General features: G+C 58.6%; 13 protein-coding genes. 11 read left to right on the top strand and 2 right to left on the bottom strand.

Annotated elements, in window-relative coordinates:
• Nucleotides 1–20 precede the first annotated feature (20 nt).
• The 5 genes from mnmE to AC2CHD_RS15500 all read left to right on the top strand — a co-directional run bounded on the left by mnmE (nt 21) and on the right by AC2CHD_RS15500 (nt 5,875).
• On the top strand, nt 21–1,334 hold the full coding sequence (gene mnmE / locus AC2CHD_RS15480) for a tRNA uridine-5-carboxymethylaminomethyl(34) synthesis GTPase MnmE (protein ID WP_484554409.1): 1,314 nt from the start codon (nt 21–23) through the stop codon (nt 1,332–1,334).
• Nucleotides 1,335–1,604: 270 nt separating this feature from the next.
• Complete coding sequence (mnmG, locus tag AC2CHD_RS15485; RefSeq protein ID WP_484554410.1) at nt 1,605–3,476, top strand: tRNA uridine-5-carboxymethylaminomethyl(34) synthesis enzyme MnmG; 1,872 nt, start codon at nt 1,605–1,607, stop codon at nt 3,474–3,476.
• Nucleotides 3,476–4,108: a 16S rRNA (guanine(527)-N(7))-methyltransferase RsmG gene (rsmG, locus tag AC2CHD_RS15490; protein ID WP_229449454.1), complete on the top strand. Its 633-nt coding sequence runs from the start codon at nt 3,476–3,478 to the stop codon at nt 4,106–4,108. Before mnmG ends, rsmG begins: the two co-directional genes overlap by 1 nt.
• A gap of 52 nt (nt 4,109–4,160) precedes the next feature.
• A complete protein-coding gene (locus AC2CHD_RS15495) occupies nt 4,161–4,949 on the top strand; it encodes a ParA family protein (RefSeq protein WP_484554411.1) in 789 nt (262 codons plus the stop codon).
• 56 nt (nt 4,950–5,005) lie between these two features.
• The gene (locus AC2CHD_RS15500) at nt 5,006–5,875 is read left to right on the top strand and encodes a ParB/RepB/Spo0J family partition protein (RefSeq protein ID WP_484554412.1); all 870 of its coding nucleotides are present in this window, start codon (nt 5,006–5,008) and stop codon (nt 5,873–5,875) included.
• A 223-nt stretch (nt 5,876–6,098) separates the two neighbouring features.
• Here the strand turns inward: AC2CHD_RS15500 and holA are convergent, their stop codons facing one another.
• Nucleotides 6,099–7,139: a DNA polymerase III subunit delta gene (gene holA / locus AC2CHD_RS15505; RefSeq protein WP_484554413.1), complete on the bottom strand. Its 1,041-nt coding sequence runs from the start codon at nt 7,137–7,139 to the stop codon at nt 6,099–6,101.
• 366 nt (nt 7,140–7,505) lie between these two features.
• On the opposite strand from holA, the gene AC2CHD_RS15510 reads away from it, so the two are divergent.
• From AC2CHD_RS15510 to AC2CHD_RS15530, 5 genes are all read left to right on the top strand, one after another.
• Nucleotides 7,506–8,294, top strand: a complete 789-nt coding sequence (locus AC2CHD_RS15510; RefSeq protein WP_484554414.1) for a cyclase family protein — start codon at nt 7,506–7,508, stop codon at nt 8,292–8,294.
• Nucleotides 8,295–8,455: 161 nt separating this feature from the next.
• Nucleotides 8,456–8,938, top strand: a complete 483-nt coding sequence (locus AC2CHD_RS15515; protein WP_229449459.1) for a MarR family winged helix-turn-helix transcriptional regulator — start codon at nt 8,456–8,458, stop codon at nt 8,936–8,938.
• A 51-nt stretch (nt 8,939–8,989) separates the two neighbouring features.
• Nucleotides 8,990–11,143, top strand: a complete 2,154-nt coding sequence (locus AC2CHD_RS15520; RefSeq protein WP_484554415.1) for a thiamine pyrophosphate-dependent enzyme — start codon at nt 8,990–8,992, stop codon at nt 11,141–11,143.
• Between the two features lie 10 nt (nt 11,144–11,153).
• A complete protein-coding gene (locus AC2CHD_RS15525; protein ID WP_484554416.1) occupies nt 11,154–12,695 on the top strand; it encodes an indolepyruvate oxidoreductase subunit beta family protein in 1,542 nt (513 codons plus the stop codon).
• 186 nt (nt 12,696–12,881) lie between these two features.
• Nucleotides 12,882–14,105, top strand: coding sequence for an argininosuccinate synthase (locus tag AC2CHD_RS15530; RefSeq protein ID WP_229449462.1), 1,224 nt, complete (start codon nt 12,882–12,884; stop codon nt 14,103–14,105).
• Nucleotides 14,106–14,274: 169 nt separating this feature from the next.
• Here the strand turns inward: AC2CHD_RS15530 and AC2CHD_RS15535 are convergent, their stop codons facing one another.
• Nucleotides 14,275–15,090 (bottom strand): lytic murein transglycosylase, encoded by an 816-nt coding sequence (locus AC2CHD_RS15535; protein WP_229449463.1) that lies wholly within the window; start codon nt 15,088–15,090, stop codon nt 14,275–14,277.
• 213 nt (nt 15,091–15,303) lie between these two features.
• On the opposite strand from AC2CHD_RS15535, the gene AC2CHD_RS15540 reads away from it, so the two are divergent.
• Nucleotides 15,304–15,927 (top strand): DUF1236 domain-containing protein, encoded by a 624-nt coding sequence (locus tag AC2CHD_RS15540; protein WP_484554417.1) that lies wholly within the window; start codon nt 15,304–15,306, stop codon nt 15,925–15,927.
• The last annotated feature ends 380 nt before the right edge of the window (nt 15,928–16,307 follow it).

The raw sequence follows: 16,307 nt of genomic DNA on the forward strand, positions 1-16,307 counted from the left end.
TCCACGCGAGAGCAAACGACATGAGAGAAACCATATTCGCACTCTCGAGCGGTGTTTTGCCATCAGGCGTCGCCGTCGTGCGATTGTCGGGCCCAGGTGCAGCCGATGCGCTCGTATCGTTGGCAGGTGAGAGGCCTCACCCGCGTCGTGCTACGCTAAAAACCTTGCGAGATCAGGACGGCGTTGTTCTGGACAAGTCTCTTATTCTGTTCTTTCCGGGGCCACACAGTTTTACCGGTGAGGATTGTGTTGAGCTGCATCTTCATGGCGGGCGCGCAGTCGTGAGAGCTGTGCTGGAGACGCTCTCTCGCCGAAAAAACTTCCGAATGGCAGACGCCGGTGAATTTACGCGGCGCGCTTTTCTGAACGGGAAGTTCAATCTCACGGAGGCCGAAGCACTTTCGGATCTGATCGCCGCGGAGACAGAAACACAGCGCCGCTTCGCCCTGTCTAACTCGGAGAATCGCCATAGGGCTCTCTATGATGGATGGCGGAGAACGCTCATTCAGACCCGGGCGATGATCGAAGCGGAGCTGGATTTTTCGGACGAGGAAGATGTTCCGGGCTCCGTTGCCGATCAAGTGTGGAAAGAGGTCGACACTCTGCGAAATTCGCTGAAGCGACATGCAGCCGGTTATCGCACCGCTGAGATCATCAGAGAGGGGTTTCGTGTGGTTATTCTCGGCGCTCCGAATGCCGGAAAATCGAGTCTGCTGAATACCCTCGCGCGCCGTGACATAGCCATTGTCACAGAGGAACCAGGCACCACGCGTGATGTTCTCGAGGCCAGTCTGGACATTAACGGCATCAAAGTCATCGTCACGGACACAGCCGGGATTCGCGCGAATCCCGGCAGGGTAGAAGCCATGGGTATCGATCGCGCGATTGATCGCGCACGCGAAGCCGACCTTCTCTTGCTGCTGGAAGATTGCAATGAGCCCGTTCCGGTGGAGATCCCTCATGTGACTTCAAGCTTGAGAGTAGGAAACAAGATCGATCTGGCTTCCGATGTCCCGCTCAAAGGCCGGTATGATTTCGTTATCTCGGCACGCACAGGCGAGGGGATTGATAAACTTCTGGACAAGGTGCGTTCTCTCGCGACATCGGCAACCGAACGGGCGGGGGAGACACTTCCCTTCCGCGAGCGGCACGTGCAGCTGATCCTGGATGCGGCAACGCACGTTGAACGCGCGGCGGAAGGGCAGGATCTGCCACTCGAGCTTCGCGCTGAGGAGTTGAGACTGGCCGCCGACTCGCTTGGACGTATTACCGGTGCGATTGATGTGGAAGATCTACTCGATACGATCTTCTCGCAGTTTTGCATCGGCAAGTGATTCACGTGAAACAAGTCAGGTTCTGATCTTCGGATGACTCACGTGAAACAATAGAGAGCAGCCACGGTGTGACTCACGTGAAACATTCGCCACCCATCTTCAGTTCTGCGAAACAATGTTTCACGTGAAACGAGCGCATTTCGCAAGTGGCTTGACTGCGTGGGCAGAAAGAGACATGTCTGCCCTCCTCATTCCTGAAGAGTCCGGTGGGAGAGTCCGGGGCCTTGCGGGCCTTTCACAATGCCCTGGACGGCCGTTTGGAACCGCACAATGACGAACAGCAAATATGATGTAATTGTTATCGGAGGTGGACACGCTGGTACCGAAGCGGCGTCTGCTGCAGCGCGATCCGGTGCCAGGACCGCGTTGGTCACGCTGCATTTCGATACGATCGGGGCGATGTCCTGCAACCCGGCTATCGGAGGGTTGGGTAAAGGCCATCTCGTGCGGGAGGTGGATGCACTTGACGGTATTATGGGCCGCGCGGCAGATGAAGCAGGAATTCAGTTTCGACTGCTCAATCGCCGCAAGGGCCCCGCTGTGCGCGGACCGCGGACGCAGGCGGACCGAAAACTCTATCGAAACGCCGTCCAGAAAGCGATCAAGGCAACCCCCAATCTCGACGTCATTGAAGGGGAAGCGTTGGAGCTTCAGATCAGCGCGGGCCGGATTACCGGGCTTGTGGTGTCCGGTGAACGCCATTTGATCTGTGGCGCTGTGGTTCTGACGACAGGAACTTTCCTGCGCGGTCTTATCCACATCGGGGAGAAGACTTTCCCTGCGGGGCGTATGAATGAACAGGCAGCTCAGCGTCTTTCGATTTCCATGGAAGCAGCAGGCTTTCGTCTGGGCCGCCTGAAAACCGGGACACCTCCGAGACTCGATGGACGGACCATCGATTGGGCGTCGCTTGATATGCAGCCGGCGGATGACGAGCCCACACCTTTCTCCTTGCTGACGGAACGGATCTCCAATCGTCAAATCGAATGCGGCATCACGCGTACGACCAACGAGACTCACGCGGTTATCCGCGCGCATCTTCATCGCTCTGCTATGTACTCTGGTGCCATTGATGGCATAGGGCCGCGTTATTGCCCCTCAATTGAAGACAAGATCGTCAAATTTGGTGATCGGGAGGGGCATCAGATATTTCTCGAGCCGGAGGGGCTCGGTGACCATGTCGTGTATCCCAACGGTATCTCCACATCTCTGCCGGAGGATGCGCAGCTCGCTCTACTGAAAACGATCCCGGGGCTGGAACATGCGGTCATGCTGCAGCCCGGTTACGCCATCGAGTATGATCATGTGGATCCACGCGATCTGGAGCCCACGCTCGAGACGCGACGGGTTCGTGGCCTTTTCCTGGCGGGCCAGATCAACGGTACAACAGGTTATGAGGAGGCCGCGGCGCAAGGGATACTCGCAGGCCTCAACGCCGCGCGTTTTGCATCAGATGGGCAGATGATCACACTCGGGCGGGCCGATGCTTATATCGGGGTTCTGGTCGATGATCTGGTGACTCGCGGGGTGAGCGAACCCTATCGCATGTTCACGTCGCGAGCAGAGTTTCGCCTGTCCCTGCGCGCTGACAATGCAGATACACGCCTGACGCCGCTGGCAATTCGCCTCGGTATTGCCTCTCAGGAGCGGACGAAGAAATTCGAAGCGCTGGAAGGGGCTTTGTCTATGACACGTGAACTTCTTCAAAGCCGGGATATCAGCCCCAATGAAGCGGCGCGACACAGCATCAATCTCAATAAGGACGGGGTGCGTCGCTCGGCCTACGAGCTCTTATCCTATCCGGATATGAGCATAAGCCGGCTTATAAAAATATGGCCGGACTTCTCAAGTATCTCCTCGGATCTCGTGGAAAGAATTGAAACGGAAGCACGGTATGCGGTCTATCTTGACCGGCAGGGCGCCGACGCGGCCATGTTGCGCCGCGAGGAGGCACGCTTGATTCCGCCAGAGTTGATGTTTGATTCCATCGCAGGGCTTTCGAATGAGCTCAAACAGAAGCTCAGGGAGCGACGACCCAGGAGCATCGCTGATGCTCAGCGGATCGATGGCATGACTCCGGCTGCATTGGCGCTGATACTTGCCAGTTTGCGTCAGTTTGAGAACCGCCGGGGCGCAGCCTGATGGAATCAGCGCAATTTTCGCGACTATCGGAGGTGGCAGGGCCGGTTTCACGTGAAACATATGAACGGCTGGTCGCGTTTGAAAGCGTTTTCCGACGTTGGTCAAGGCGAATCAATCTGGCTGCGCCGTCGACGTTGAACGATCTTTGGGAGCGGCATATCCTCGATAGCGCGCAGTTGCTTCGCCTCGCACCTGAGGCACTGCGTTGGCTGGATGTGGGCTCGGGCGGCGGCTTTCCGGGGGCGGTGATGGCCATTCTGCTGGCGGACAAGCCGGGTGCGGAGGTGCATCTGGTTGAAAGCAACAGAAAAAAAGCTGCGTTCCTGATCGCAGCCCTTAATGAAGTGGGTGTTTTCCCCCGTGTTCATGCAAAACGAATCGAAGACTGCTACGACGTTGTTCCGACGCCGCAAATAGTTACAGCACGGGCCCTGGCGTCGTTGCCGCTGCTGATCGAGCTGACGGAGCCCTGGCTAAGAACTGGAGCAAGAGCTCTCTTTCACAAAGGCCGGGATTACCAGCGAGAAGTCGAAGAAAGCGGTAACACGTGGCGATTCGATCTGATAGAACATGAGGATAAGGTTGATGCGGCAGCCATCATTCTCGAGGTGAGCAACCCGGTTCGGCGATAGCCGGCTTTGCCGTAGGGCCTTTCAGTAGGATCAGATCGGGGTAGCAGCAGCGATGAACAGCGGTACGCGAATCATCACAGTCGCAAACCAGAAGGGTGGGGTCGGCAAAACGACAACGGCCATCAATCTCGCTACGGCGCTGGCCGCGATCGGCGAGAATGTTCTCGTGGTTGATCTTGATCCTCAGGGTAATGCCAGCACGGGATTGGGTATTGACCGTCAACAGAGGCTGATGTCTTCCTACGATGTCCTGACGGGCAATGCGGGCGTTCTCGAAGCTGCCATGGAAACCGCAGTTCCTGGTCTTTCTATTGTGGCATCCACTCTTGATCTTCTCGGTATCGAGATGGAGATATCCAGTGCCCCGGATCGCGTCCTCAAATTGCGCAACGCGCTGAATGCCGATGGCATTCCTTATTCCTACGTTCTGATCGACTGCCCGCCATCGCTCAATCTCCTCACGTTGAACGCCATGGCGGCGGCAGATTCCATCCTGGTGCCGCTGCAGTGTGAATTCTTTGCGCTGGAAGGGTTGAGCCAGTTGCTTGAGACAGTCGAACAGGTGCGCGGATCGATCAACCCGCATCTTGGCATTCAGGGGATCGTTCTTACCATGTTCGATCGGCGCAACAACCTTGCCAATCAGGTGGTGGAGGATGTGCGCGCGCATATGGGCGACACGGTCTATGACACGATCATCCCGCGCAACGTCCGGGTTTCTGAGGCGCCGTCCTATGGAAAACCGGCAATTCTTTATGATCTGAAGTGCTCAGGTAGTCAGGCTTATCTGCAGCTTGCGTCTGAAGTGATCCGACGGGAGCGCCGTCTGCGCGCTGCGTAGGTCGGATGCGGAGACGTTCGCAGGAAAACTGAGTTATTGGTTGATGGTGTTGTGACATGAACGAAGATCCCTCACGCAAGCGCCTGGGGCGCGGTTTGGCCGCGTTGATTGGCGAGATGGACAAGCCGGAAACCGAGCAGAAGGAGGCTGTACGGGCCGATCGCTCTGTTCCGATCGAATTCATTTCTCCCAACCCGCGTAACCCGCGCCGGCAGTTTGCGGAGAGTGATCTGAGTGATCTTGCGCAGTCGATCCGCGAACATGGCATCGTGCAGCCGGTGGTTGTCCGTTCCGGGGATGCCCCAGGCCGTTTCGAGATCATCGCTGGTGAGCGTCGCTGGCGGGCTGCGCAGCGCGCCGGCCTCACGGAAGTGCCGGTGATTTTGCGTGAGGTGGACGACAAGGCAGCGCTGGAACTTGCCATCATCGAGAATGTTCAGCGTGCGGATCTCAACCCTTTGGAAGAGGCCCGGGGCTATCAGCAGCTTATCGATGAGCATAACTACACGCAGGCTGATCTTGGTCAGGTGATCGGCAAGAGCCGCAGCCACGTCGCCAACACATTGCGCCTTTTGAAGCTGCCGGACGCGATTGGTGACCTGATTGTGGACGGATCCCTGTCGGCCGGCCATGCACGCACATTGGTCACGGCGGAAGACCCTGTCGCTCTAGCGCAGCGCATTGTTGAGGACGGACTTTCCGTCCGACAGGCGGAAGCGTTGGCGGCCGCCCCACATGGCGAGGAGAAGACGCCTCGGTCCCCCAAGAAGGACAAGGATGCCGATACGCTGGCGCTGCAGAAACTTCTGAGCGATCGGACCGGGCTCAAAGTCGTGATCAATCATAACGAGCGAGGAGGCGAAATGCGGATTGCCTATCGTTCTCTCGAGCAATTAGACGAGTTGTGTCGGCTTCTTCAGCAATGAACTTCGGGGCATCCTCCGTCGGGTAGATACGCTTAGCGCCCGAATAAATGCGAAAACGAGAAGAGGCCGAGTTCAGGGCGTTTCCATGAAACGCTGAGCAGTTCCGCATGTGCGGAGAAGGGAACCTGGTCCGTCCCCTTGACGCTGCCTTCCGAACACGCCGGAAAGCATCTCGGGAATAAACTTTCGTTATCGTTCAGTATTTTACATGGTTATCAATGCGTTAACGACGGGCTCGGGCGCCCTCCACCGTGAGGGCAAGCAGTGCTTGGCGGGTGATTGACCCGGCAAGTGAGGGTTTTTGACGCGTGCGCAAGATCGTCGCCTGCAGCCGCTCAGCCGCATTCTGCAATGCGATGCCGCTCCAGCGAGCAAGCGCATTCTCGACGGTCTTTCGTCGTGAGAAGAAGATTGGAGGGCGAGCTCCGGCCACCGCAGCACTGGCAGTCACGCCCTTGGTGTCCATCGCTTGGCGCATGATCTGCAGGGCATGTATCTGTCGGAGCGTGGCAGAAAGTACAAGAAAAGGTGGGTTGCCGGCGGCGAGAAAGCGCTGAAAGGCGATGTCAAACGCCTGGAAGCGGCCGGAAATAACCGCGTCAACGGCCTCATCCGCACTTAGACCGGCCACATCCCCAATGAGAAGCCGAATATCCTCGGGGTTTACCTCTTTGGCGGCAGCACAATAGAGGGTCAGCTTTTCCAGCTCACCACGGGTCGCGAGACGGTCGCCGCCGAGGTTGGCTTTCAACAGCTGGCGCGCTTCCAGCGAAATCGTGAGTCCTGCAGCACCAAGAGTTTCATCGATCACGGTGTCGATACCGCGGCCATCGTCTGCGTAGCAGGGCAATGCCATGGCGCTTGCGCCCCGCTCCACTGCCGAACGCAGAGAGGAACCTTTGCGAAGATCGCCGGCCTCAATGAGAATAGTACAATCGGTTGGGGGTTCCGAGATGAGTGTGGTGACGTCGCTCACCAAAGCCTTCTGGTTTCCTGCGCCTTTTACCCAAATCAGACGCTGGTCGGAAAACATCGGCACCGTTTGGGCTTCATCGGCAAGCCGGCCGGGCTGTTGCTCTACCTCACTTGCCTCCATACGCACGACAGTGAAAGGGTCATCCAGCGGCAGACCCGACCCTGTGGCGAAGCGTTTTGCACGCTCACTGACGAGCCCGCGATCCGGCCCGTATATCAAAACGATCCGGTAGACCTGCTCGGGCCTTGCCAGCCAGCGATCGACTTCATGCGCTTTCTTCTGTCCCATCTCGGCTGAATACCACAGCAGACCGCCAAGAGCATCAGCGAAAAGGGAGCGATTGTCGTCGCGTTGTGCGTGGTTCCGCGCCGAGCTTCTTCCTCTCGAGGGGGCTACTGAAACGCTGGAAGCCCATTCATTTCGTATGCATTTGAAACCTTTACCACATACATCGGATCGCGCGACAGGTGTCGGATTGATGGGGTCTCATTGTTTAACTTACAGGGATACAGCTCGCCTGGTGTGGCTGTCCGTTCTTTGCGGAGGTGGTCAATCCCCTCGAAGATATTTGCATATGCATTCTTTTTCAGTTAGACCATACTGGGCCGCGTGTGATGTTCTGCAGCGGTCCCAAACGTTTTTGGGAGGAGACCTATGAGCCAGTCCATTATGAGCGAATTTGCGGACCAGTTGCTGTCAGGCAAAGTCGAGGTTGTCGACCTTTCGGCGGTGTTGGGCCCCAACACACCCCTTCTAAAGCTTCCACCGGAGCTTGCTGTTGATACGCCCAAGATCGAGATCCACAAGATCTCTGCTTACGACGATAATGGTCCCTGGTGGGCCTGGAACTGGCTCAAGCTTGGCGAACATTCGGGCACGCATTTCGATGCCCCGATCCATTGGATTACCGGACGCGATCATCCGGATGGCTCCACGGACACGATTGACCCCAAGAATTTTGTAGCGCCGGTTAATGTCATCGATTGTTCCAAGGAAACGGCGGAGAATCCCGATTTTCTTCTGACAGCGGATCACATCAAGGCCTGGGAGGCCGAACATGGTGAAATTCAGAAGGGTGAATGGGTGGTGTTGCGCAGTGACTGGTACAAGCGCAATGGCTCGGAAGAAAGCTTTTTGAACGCGGATGAAACAGGCCCGCATTCACCGGGACCAACACCCGAAGCGATCACCTACCTGCTTGACAAGGGGATCATCGGCTGGGGCAGCGAGACGATCGGCACCGATGCCGGCCAGGCCGGTGGAATGGAGCCTCCATTCCCCGCGCACAACCTTCTACACATGGCCAATCGCTATGGTCTTGCCAGTCTCGCCAATCTGGACAAATTGCCGCCGAAAGGAGCGATTCTCATAGCAGCACCACTTAAAATCGAGCATGGCACGGGAAGTCCCTGTCGGGTGCTGGCGCTCGTGGCGCGCAGCTAGGTTCGCGCTTTCGTGCTGAGTCTTCACAACATGATCACGGGCAGCGGTATTACGCGCTGCCCGCCTCTGCGAGGGAGCCTTCAGGCTGGTCGGACTATCCTATTCCGATGTCATGGAGTTTAGGTCGGCATTTCAGCCTTCCTGTCGGCGGAGAGACTTTGATGGACGAACGCTTGGATAGCAGGAATTCGAGAATTGAAACGCTGGGCCAAATGGGGCTCCAGCAATTCGCGCCCTATCTGATGAACCGCATTATGGGTCGCTACAATGCGACCCTGCGGCAGGATTTGCGCCGACAGGGATTGACGGTGCCGCAAGTCCGGGCGCTCGCAGTTCTTGCGGTCGGCGATGGCATGTCGATCAACGAGCTCTCTGTCTACACAGTGATTGAACAATCGACCATGAGCCGTACGCTTGATGCGTTGGAGGCGCAGGGTTTGGTCCGCCGCGAGGCCTGCCAGGACGATAGCCGTACACGAAATATCTTCCTCACAGACAAAGGGCGGGAAGAGTTCAATCGGGCTTGGCCGGCCATGCACAACGCGTTCTCCGAGATGTTCAGGGACATTGATGACGCGGAATATGCAGCCTTCGTTGCAACGCTTCAGAAAATCCTGGGCAACATCAGAAAGCACAATTTTTAGCAAGCTTGAACGCGGCACTGAGCTGCGCCGCTAGCGACGGGAGACTGGATTATGGCTGAACGTTCGTTTGTGAAGGAGGTCCAGAAGCTTAGGCTTGGGGCCGGCGAGACCTTTCACGGCGAAGGCATTCTCGCCATCACCAAGGCGCTTTTGCAATGCGGTGTGGGCTATGTGGGCGGCTATCAGGGCGCGCCGATCAGTCATTTGATGGACGTTCTGGCCGATGCACAGGACATTCTGGGCGAGCTCGGCGTCCATTTCGAGGCCAGCGCCTCGGAGGCGACGGCAACCGCCATGCTGGCGGCTTCGGTGCATTATCCCATTCGCGGCGCTTGCACGTTCAAATCGGCTGTTGGTCTCAATGTAGCGTCGGACGCCCTTGCCAATCTTGCTTCAGGCGGTGTGACCGGCGGTGCGCTCATCATCGTTGGCGAGGATTATGGTGAAGGCTCTTCCATCATGCAGGAGCGTAGCCATCCCTTCGCCATGAAGAGCCAGGTCTGGCTGCTCGACCCGCGACCCAACCTGCCCTCCATCGTCAAGGCCGTGGAGGACGGCTTCGAGCTGTCAGAGGTGTCAAACACGCCGGTCATGCTGATGGTGCGCATTCGCAGCTGCCATGTGACCGGCAGTTTCGAGACGAAAGACAACAAGCGCCCAGAGATGACGGTGGCGGATGCGCTGGAAAATCCGCGGCGCGACACCAACCGCATCGTCCTGCCGCCCGCCTCCTTCCTGCATGAGAAGGAGAAGGTGGAGAAGCGCATGCCTGCGGCAGTCGATTTCATCCGCTCGCGCAAGATCAACGAATTTTTCGGGCCAGAGCGGGGCAAGGCCGGCATCATCCTGCAGGGCGGCATGTACAACAGCGTCATCCGGGCGCTGCAGCGCATCGGCCTTGCCGATGTCTATGGCGAGACGGATGTGCCGCTCTATGTGCTCAACGCCGTTTATCCGCTCATCGATGACGAGGTGATCGACTTCTGCGAGGACAAGGACTCCGTCCTGATCGTGGAGGAGGGGCAGCCCAACTATCTTGAGCAGGCCATCGCCTCAATGATGCACAAGAAGGGCGTCGATACCCGCATTCTTGGCAAGGACATTCTCCCCATGGCGGGTGAATATACCGGCCAGGTGATGCTGGATGGCATCAGCGCCTATCTGCGTGCCAATGCACCGGAATTGCTGACCGCGCAGGTTCTGGCCCCCAATGCGCCGGGCGAAAACACCCTGGCAGCGGATCTCGCCAAGGTGGTTCCGGGCCGGCCGCCGGGGTTTTGCACGGGCTGTCCCGAGCGCCCGATCTTCGCCGCCACCAAGCTGATCGAACAGGAGCTCGGACCGCACCACATCTCTTCGGATATCGGCTGCCATCTGTTCTCGATCATGCCGCCCTTTGAGCTTGGCGCGACAACGATGGGCTATGGACTCGGGCCGGCTTCTGCATCTGCGTTCAATTCGCCGGACGCGAAACGGCGCTCGATCTCCTTCGTCGGCGATGGGGGTTTCTGGCACAACGGGTTGACGTCATCCATCGGCAATGCGGTCTTCAACGAGAATGACGGTGTCATCGTCGTGGTCGACAACTTCTATTCGGCGGCGACTGGCGGGCAGGACATTCTCTCTTCCCGTGCCAACAACCCCACCAAGTCGACGAAACATCCGATCACCGATGCGGTGAAGGGGATGGGCGTGAAATGGGTTCGGCATATCGACCGCACCTATGATGTGACCAAGGTGCGAGCGGCGCTGCGCGAGGCGCTGACGACAAAGGAGAAGGGGCCAAAGGTGATCGTGGCCTCCTCCGAATGCATGCTCAACCGCCAGCGCCGGGAAAAGCCCCTCACCGCAAAGGCGATCTCCGGCGGCGAGCGGGTGGTGAAGCCGCGTTTCGGCGTCGACGAGGATGTCTGCACCGGCGATCACGCCTGTATGCGGCTTTCGGGCTGTCCGTCGCTTTCGGTCAAGAAGCTGGATGATCCGTTGCGTGACGACCCGGTGGCCTCGATCGATCACACCTGCGTGGGCTGCGGCAATTGCGGTGAGGTGGCCGATGCGGCCGTTCTCTGTCCGTCCTTCTATCGTGCGGATGTGGTGCACAATCCCGGCTGGTGGGATCGTTTCGCCAACAGGGTGCGCAGCACGGTGACCGGCTTTCTGCAAACCCGCCGCGAAAAGCGGCGCCTGACATTCGCAGACGCTTGAGGGAACGACCATGGCCAAGCGTATGAAAGCAAAAGAAGAGCAGAAAATCATCAAGCTCGCCATCCTTGCCGTGGGCGGGCAGGGCGGCGGTGTTCTCACCAACTGGATCACCGATGTGGCCGAGCGCAACGGCTACCTCGCACAGGCAACATCCGTTGCCGGCGTGGCTCAGCGCACCGGGGCGACGATCTATTATGTGGAGATGTGTCAGGATACCGGTCGCCGGCCGGTTTTCTCGCTGGCGCCGGCGCAGGGCGACATCGACATTCTGATTGCTGCCGAGCTGATGGAGGCGGGGCGTGCGGTGATGCGCGGCTTCGTGACGCCCGACCGCACCACGCTGATTGCCTCAGCGCACCGCATCGCAGCCGTTTCAGAGAAGATCGAACCCGGTGACGGGCGCGCGGATTCGCCCACCGTTCACCGGAATGCGCGCGAAGCGGCGAACCGCTATATCTGTTTCGACATGGAGAAGGTGGCTGTCGAAGCCGGCTCAGTGATCTCATCGAGCCTGTTTGGCGCACTCGCGGGCTCGGGCGCGCTGCCATTTCCGCGCGACAGTTATGAAGAGACCATCGCAGCGTCAGGGCGTGGTGTGAAAGCCAGCCTTGCCGCATTCGGCAAGGCGTTCGACCTCACGGTATCCGGTGCCGGTGTGGAAGAAGGCCCCCCGGATGCCGCACCCGCTTCGAAGCAAATCGCCGTGGATGGACCGCAGAAGCTTGTGGCGCGGTGGAAAGCGCTTGCTGCCCGTGCGGGGGCGTATCCCGAACCAGTGAGGGCCATGGCGCTCGCCGGGCTGCGCAAGGTCGTTGATTACCAGGATCTTGCCTATGGCGCGGAATATCTCGATCGGCTCGATGAGGCCTTGGCGCTGGACAGCGCGGAAAAGGGTTTTGCGTTGGGAGAGGCTGCGGCAAAGCATGTGGCAAACGCCATGTGCTATGACGACATTCTGCGCGTGGCCGATCTCAAAACGCGAACTGCGCGCGCTGAGCGCATTCGCAAGGAGATGAAAGTCGGCGAGGCGCATGTTCTGCAGGTGACGGAGTTCTTTCACCCGCGCGTGGAAGAATTCTGTGGCACGCTGCCGGCGGGGCTTGGCCGCTTCATCGAAAACAGGCCGGGACTTGCCCGCTGGGTCGACCGGCGCATCAATCGCGGAAGGCGGATCCGGACCGACAGCCTGTTCGGCTTCGGCTCTCTCTGGCTGATCGGCACACTGCGGCCATGGCGCCGCTCGCTGCTGCGTCATCAGGTGGAGAAAGCGCATCTGGAGCGCTGGTATGCGCTGGCGCTCGACACGGCGCAGCGCGACTATGCGCTTGCGGTGGAAATTCTCAACTGCCGACGGCTCATCAAGGGTTACAGCGACACCCATGTGCGCGCGCATTCCAAGTTCGACCGCGTGCTCTCAGGTCTGCCCTTGCTGGAGGGCCGTGAGGACGCGGCAGACTGGCTGCGGCGGCTGCGCGAAGCTGCGCTCAAGGACGAAAAAGGCGAGATGCTCGACGGGGCGCTCAAGACGGTGGCGACGCTGGAAGCGGCCTGAGCACATTCTGCGTGGGGGGGCGGGGCCATGCCGGAAACGGCGTGGCCTCTTTCATGTGCTGGCACTGGCATTTGCGGGGACTGGTCTTGCCCGCGCCGCCATTCCTGATATTAGTCGCCTCGACTTCCAAGGCTCCGGTGTGCGGAGCCGGCCGGCCATGCCGTACCTCTCATACCGGGAAAGACCATGACGAAACTCAAAGACGTGAAAAAGGTGGTGCTTGCCTATTCGGGCGGCCTCGATACCTCGATCATCCTCAAATGGCTGCAGACGGAGCTAGGCGCGGAAGTGGTGACCTTCACCGCCGATCTTGGCCAAGGGGATGAGCTGGAGCCGGCGCGCAAGAAGGCGGAGATGCTCGGCATCAAGGAAATCTACATCGAGGATGTGCGCGAGGAATTCGTGCGCGATTTCGTGTTCCCCATGTTCCGCGCCAATGCAGTCTATGAGGGCGTCTATCTGCTGGGCACGTCGATTGCACGCCCGCTGATCTCCAAGCGTCTGGTGGAAATCGCGGCCGAAACCGGGGCTGACGCCATTGCCCACGGTGCGACCGGCAAGGGCAACGACCAGGTGCGCTTTGAGCTTTCCGCCTACGCGCTAAATCCAGACATCAAGGTGATCGCGCCGTGGCGCGACTGGGAATTCAAGTCCCGCACCGATCTCATCAACTTTGCCGAGGCGCATCAGATTCCGGTGCCGAAGGACAAGCAGGGCGAGGCACCGTTCTCCGTCGATGCAAATCTTCTGCACTCCTCCTCGGAAGGCAAGGTGCTTGAAGATCCGTGGATCGAGCCACCGGAGTATGTTCACCAGCGCAGCGTTTCGCCGATGGATGCGCCCGACGAGCCGACGGAAATCACCATCTCCTTCAAGGCGGGTGACGCTGTTGCCATCAATGGCGAGGCGCTTTCGCCGGCAACGCTGCTCAAGGCGCTGAACGATCTTGGCCGCGACAATGGCATTGGCCGCCTCGACCTCGTTGAAAACCGCTTTGTGGGCATGAAGTCTCGCGGTGTCTATGAGACGCCCGGCGGCACCATTCTTCTGGCTGCGCACCGGGCCATGGAGTCCGTCACGCTCGACCGTGGTGCAGCGCATCTGAAGGATGAGCTGATGCCGCGTTATGCGGAGCTGATCTACAATGGCTTCTGGTTCTCGCCCGAGCGCGAGATGCTGCAGGCCGCCATCGACAAGAGCCAGGAGGACGTGGAAGGCGAAGTGCGCCTGAAACTCTACAAGGGCAATGTGATCGTGACCGGACGCAAGTCCGACAAGTCGCTCTATTCCGACGCTCTCGTCACCTTTGAGGACGATCAGGGCGCTTACGACCAGAAGGATGCTGCCGGCTTCATCAAGCTGAATGCCTTGCGCCTGCGTACGCTGGCCGCAAGGAAGCGGGGCCGTTGATCGTTCCAGCATTTGGATAATGAAAAAGCCGGCTGTGAGGCCGGCTTTTTTGTGTGTTTAGCAGCAGGCGGCAGGGTTTGGCATCTGCCGGCCCTTCGCTATTGCTCCGGGCGTTCGTCGCTCAAAAAGCCAAATCGCTAGATTTTTTGCCCGCTACGCGGGACGCTCCTCACCCATCGATTTCCTTGGCCATGATGGCGATGGCCTGCTGGTAGACGCTCGCCGCGTTCCAGCCCTGAATGGCGCGGAAGTTCGGCTGTCCCGGCTGATAGCCGGCACCGCGCTGCCAGCCATGAGCCCGCAGAAAGTTTGCGGTGGAGGCGAGCGCGTCAGCGCTGGAACGGATCATGTCAACTCGGCCATTGCCGTCACCATCGACGCCATATTTCAAAGCGTTGCCCGGCAGGAACTGGGTCTGGCCGATCTCGCCATGGGCGGCGCCCCGTGCGTCAGGGTGTAGCATTCCACGGTCTACCATGGTCAATGCGCCATAGAGATGGCCTGTAAAGAAGTCGGAACGACGGCAGTCATAGGCGAGCGTGGCAACCGCTGAAACGATATTCTGATTTCCGAGAAAGCCACCAAAGCCCGTTTCCATGCCCCATATCGCGATCAGCGGGCCGGCAGGAACACCGTAGCGCTTCTCGATATTGGCGAAGAGACGAGCATATTTCTTCTTCATCCCCTTGCCGCGCGATATGATTGCGTTCGAACCCCGCTTCTGCATGAACGAATTCAGCGATAGCTTGAAGCTCTTCTGTCCGCGATCCGCAGCGATGGTCTTGCTGGCATACCGGGTCTTCGCCAGCGCATTGAGGCCGCGCTGGCCGATACCGCGTGACGCCGCTTCCTGGCTGAACTGCGCCTTCCAGGCCTCAAAGCCCCCAGCGTTGTTGCCACACTGTGCGGCGGAGGCATGCCCCGCCATGAGAAGTGAGGCGCTAACCGCAGCGGCCAGGACCACCGCTCTTCCCCCGAAAGCCATGTTGCTCTCCTTAAGATAAATGATGGCTATATAATGTGATGCTGCCAGCGATTACACAACATGTCGGCGGTCGCAAGCGTTGAGTTTCCTAGCATAGCGGTCATTACCGAACCCTTTCGCGACAAAAATCGTCTCATTTGTGGTTGTCCTTTGCGGAACTGATCGCGGTCCGGTCCGTTTTGAGCCCCAGTTGAAACCGACTGGAGATGAGTCATGAATACGATGCTTCTCAAAAGTACAGCTGCTGGTGCAGCTCTTCTGGCCTTGACCGGTGTTGCCGGTGCCGAGGTGCTTGCCAGAGCAACGGCCGACCTCAACATTCGCTCAGGACCGGGCCCGCAATATCCCATCGTTGGCGTTATTGGCGTGAATGAGGAAGCCGAAATCGAAGGTTGTCGGGAAGGCAGCAAATGGTGCGCAGTCAACCATGCCGGTGTGGATGGCTGGGCTTACTCGGACTATCTGACAGCGCCATTCGAGGGCGGTGAGGACTATGTGGTGGTGACCGAACGTCCAGCCGAGGCGTTGCCCTCGGTCTCCTTTGAAGCGACCTCGAGTGTGGAAGTCGAACCTGTTCGTGGAGAACTGATTGGCCGTAAAACGGCTATCGGCACCGTGGAACCTATCGCCCCACCTCCAGCAGAAGTCGCAACTTACATTCAAAGCAACCAGGTTGAACCTGTCTATCTGGAAGGCGAGGCAGTGGTCGGAGCCGTTGTTCCGGAAACGGTGGAGGTGCGTGAGATCCCCGACTACGAATACCGCTATGTCTATGTGAACCAGCAGCCGGTCCTGATCGAGCCGGAGACGCGTCGCATCGTCTATGTCGTGCGGTAACCGGTAGATTCGGCACCTAATTGATTAATCGGCTAATTGTAACGCGCTGCGGCGATATTCTCGCCGCAGCGCTTTCTTGATTGATCTTTTGCGGACACTTGACGCAAGGCACCAAAAGCGGCAATTTAACACTTATTATTAGCCAGCTAATTTATAACCTTCTCCCGATCTGGCACCACTCGTTGGCTTTTCGCCATGAATGTCTGTTTTCCGGCGGGGTCTGCGTGTGAGGGTGCTGCGTTCATGCGGGATTATTTCAAGAACAGGAATTTCTATGAAAGCTCAAGACGGAGTTAGACCGGCAGGCGCCTCTCTATTGACGATCATCATGGCTGCCATCATCGTTTATTCGTTCTCCCGCCCGGCTGAGGCGGCCCATC

The sequence above is a fragment of the Nitratireductor sp. ATLC21 genome, from assembly GCF_057196525.1.

Bases quoted from the DNA above. Each gene is read 5' to 3' on its own strand.
- AC2CHD_RS15535 (WP_229449463.1), bottom strand. From the start codon at position 15,090: ATGGCTTTCGGGGGAAGAGCGGTGGTCCTGGCCGCTGCGGTTAGCGCC.
- AC2CHD_RS15510 (WP_484554414.1), top strand. From the start codon at position 7,506: ATGAGCCAGTCCATTATGAGCGAATTTGCGGACCAGTTGCTGTCAGGC.
- holA (WP_484554413.1), bottom strand. From the start codon at position 7,139: ATGGGACAGAAGAAAGCGCATGAAGTCGATCGCTGGCTGGCAAGGCCC.
- mnmE (WP_484554409.1), top strand. From the start codon at position 21: ATGAGAGAAACCATATTCGCACTCTCGAGCGGTGTTTTGCCATCAGGC.
- rsmG (WP_229449454.1), top strand. From the start codon at position 3,476: ATGGAATCAGCGCAATTTTCGCGACTATCGGAGGTGGCAGGGCCGGTT.
- mnmG (WP_484554410.1), top strand. From the start codon at position 1,605: ATGACGAACAGCAAATATGATGTAATTGTTATCGGAGGTGGACACGCT.
- AC2CHD_RS15530 (WP_229449462.1), top strand. From the start codon at position 12,882: ATGACGAAACTCAAAGACGTGAAAAAGGTGGTGCTTGCCTATTCGGGC.
- AC2CHD_RS15540 (WP_484554417.1), top strand. From the start codon at position 15,304: ATGAATACGATGCTTCTCAAAAGTACAGCTGCTGGTGCAGCTCTTCTG.
- AC2CHD_RS15515 (WP_229449459.1), top strand. From the start codon at position 8,456: ATGGACGAACGCTTGGATAGCAGGAATTCGAGAATTGAAACGCTGGGC.
- AC2CHD_RS15500 (WP_484554412.1), top strand. From the start codon at position 5,006: ATGAACGAAGATCCCTCACGCAAGCGCCTGGGGCGCGGTTTGGCCGCG.
- AC2CHD_RS15520 (WP_484554415.1), top strand. From the start codon at position 8,990: ATGGCTGAACGTTCGTTTGTGAAGGAGGTCCAGAAGCTTAGGCTTGGG.
- AC2CHD_RS15495 (WP_484554411.1), top strand. From the start codon at position 4,161: ATGAACAGCGGTACGCGAATCATCACAGTCGCAAACCAGAAGGGTGGG.
- AC2CHD_RS15525 (WP_484554416.1), top strand. From the start codon at position 11,154: ATGGCCAAGCGTATGAAAGCAAAAGAAGAGCAGAAAATCATCAAGCTC.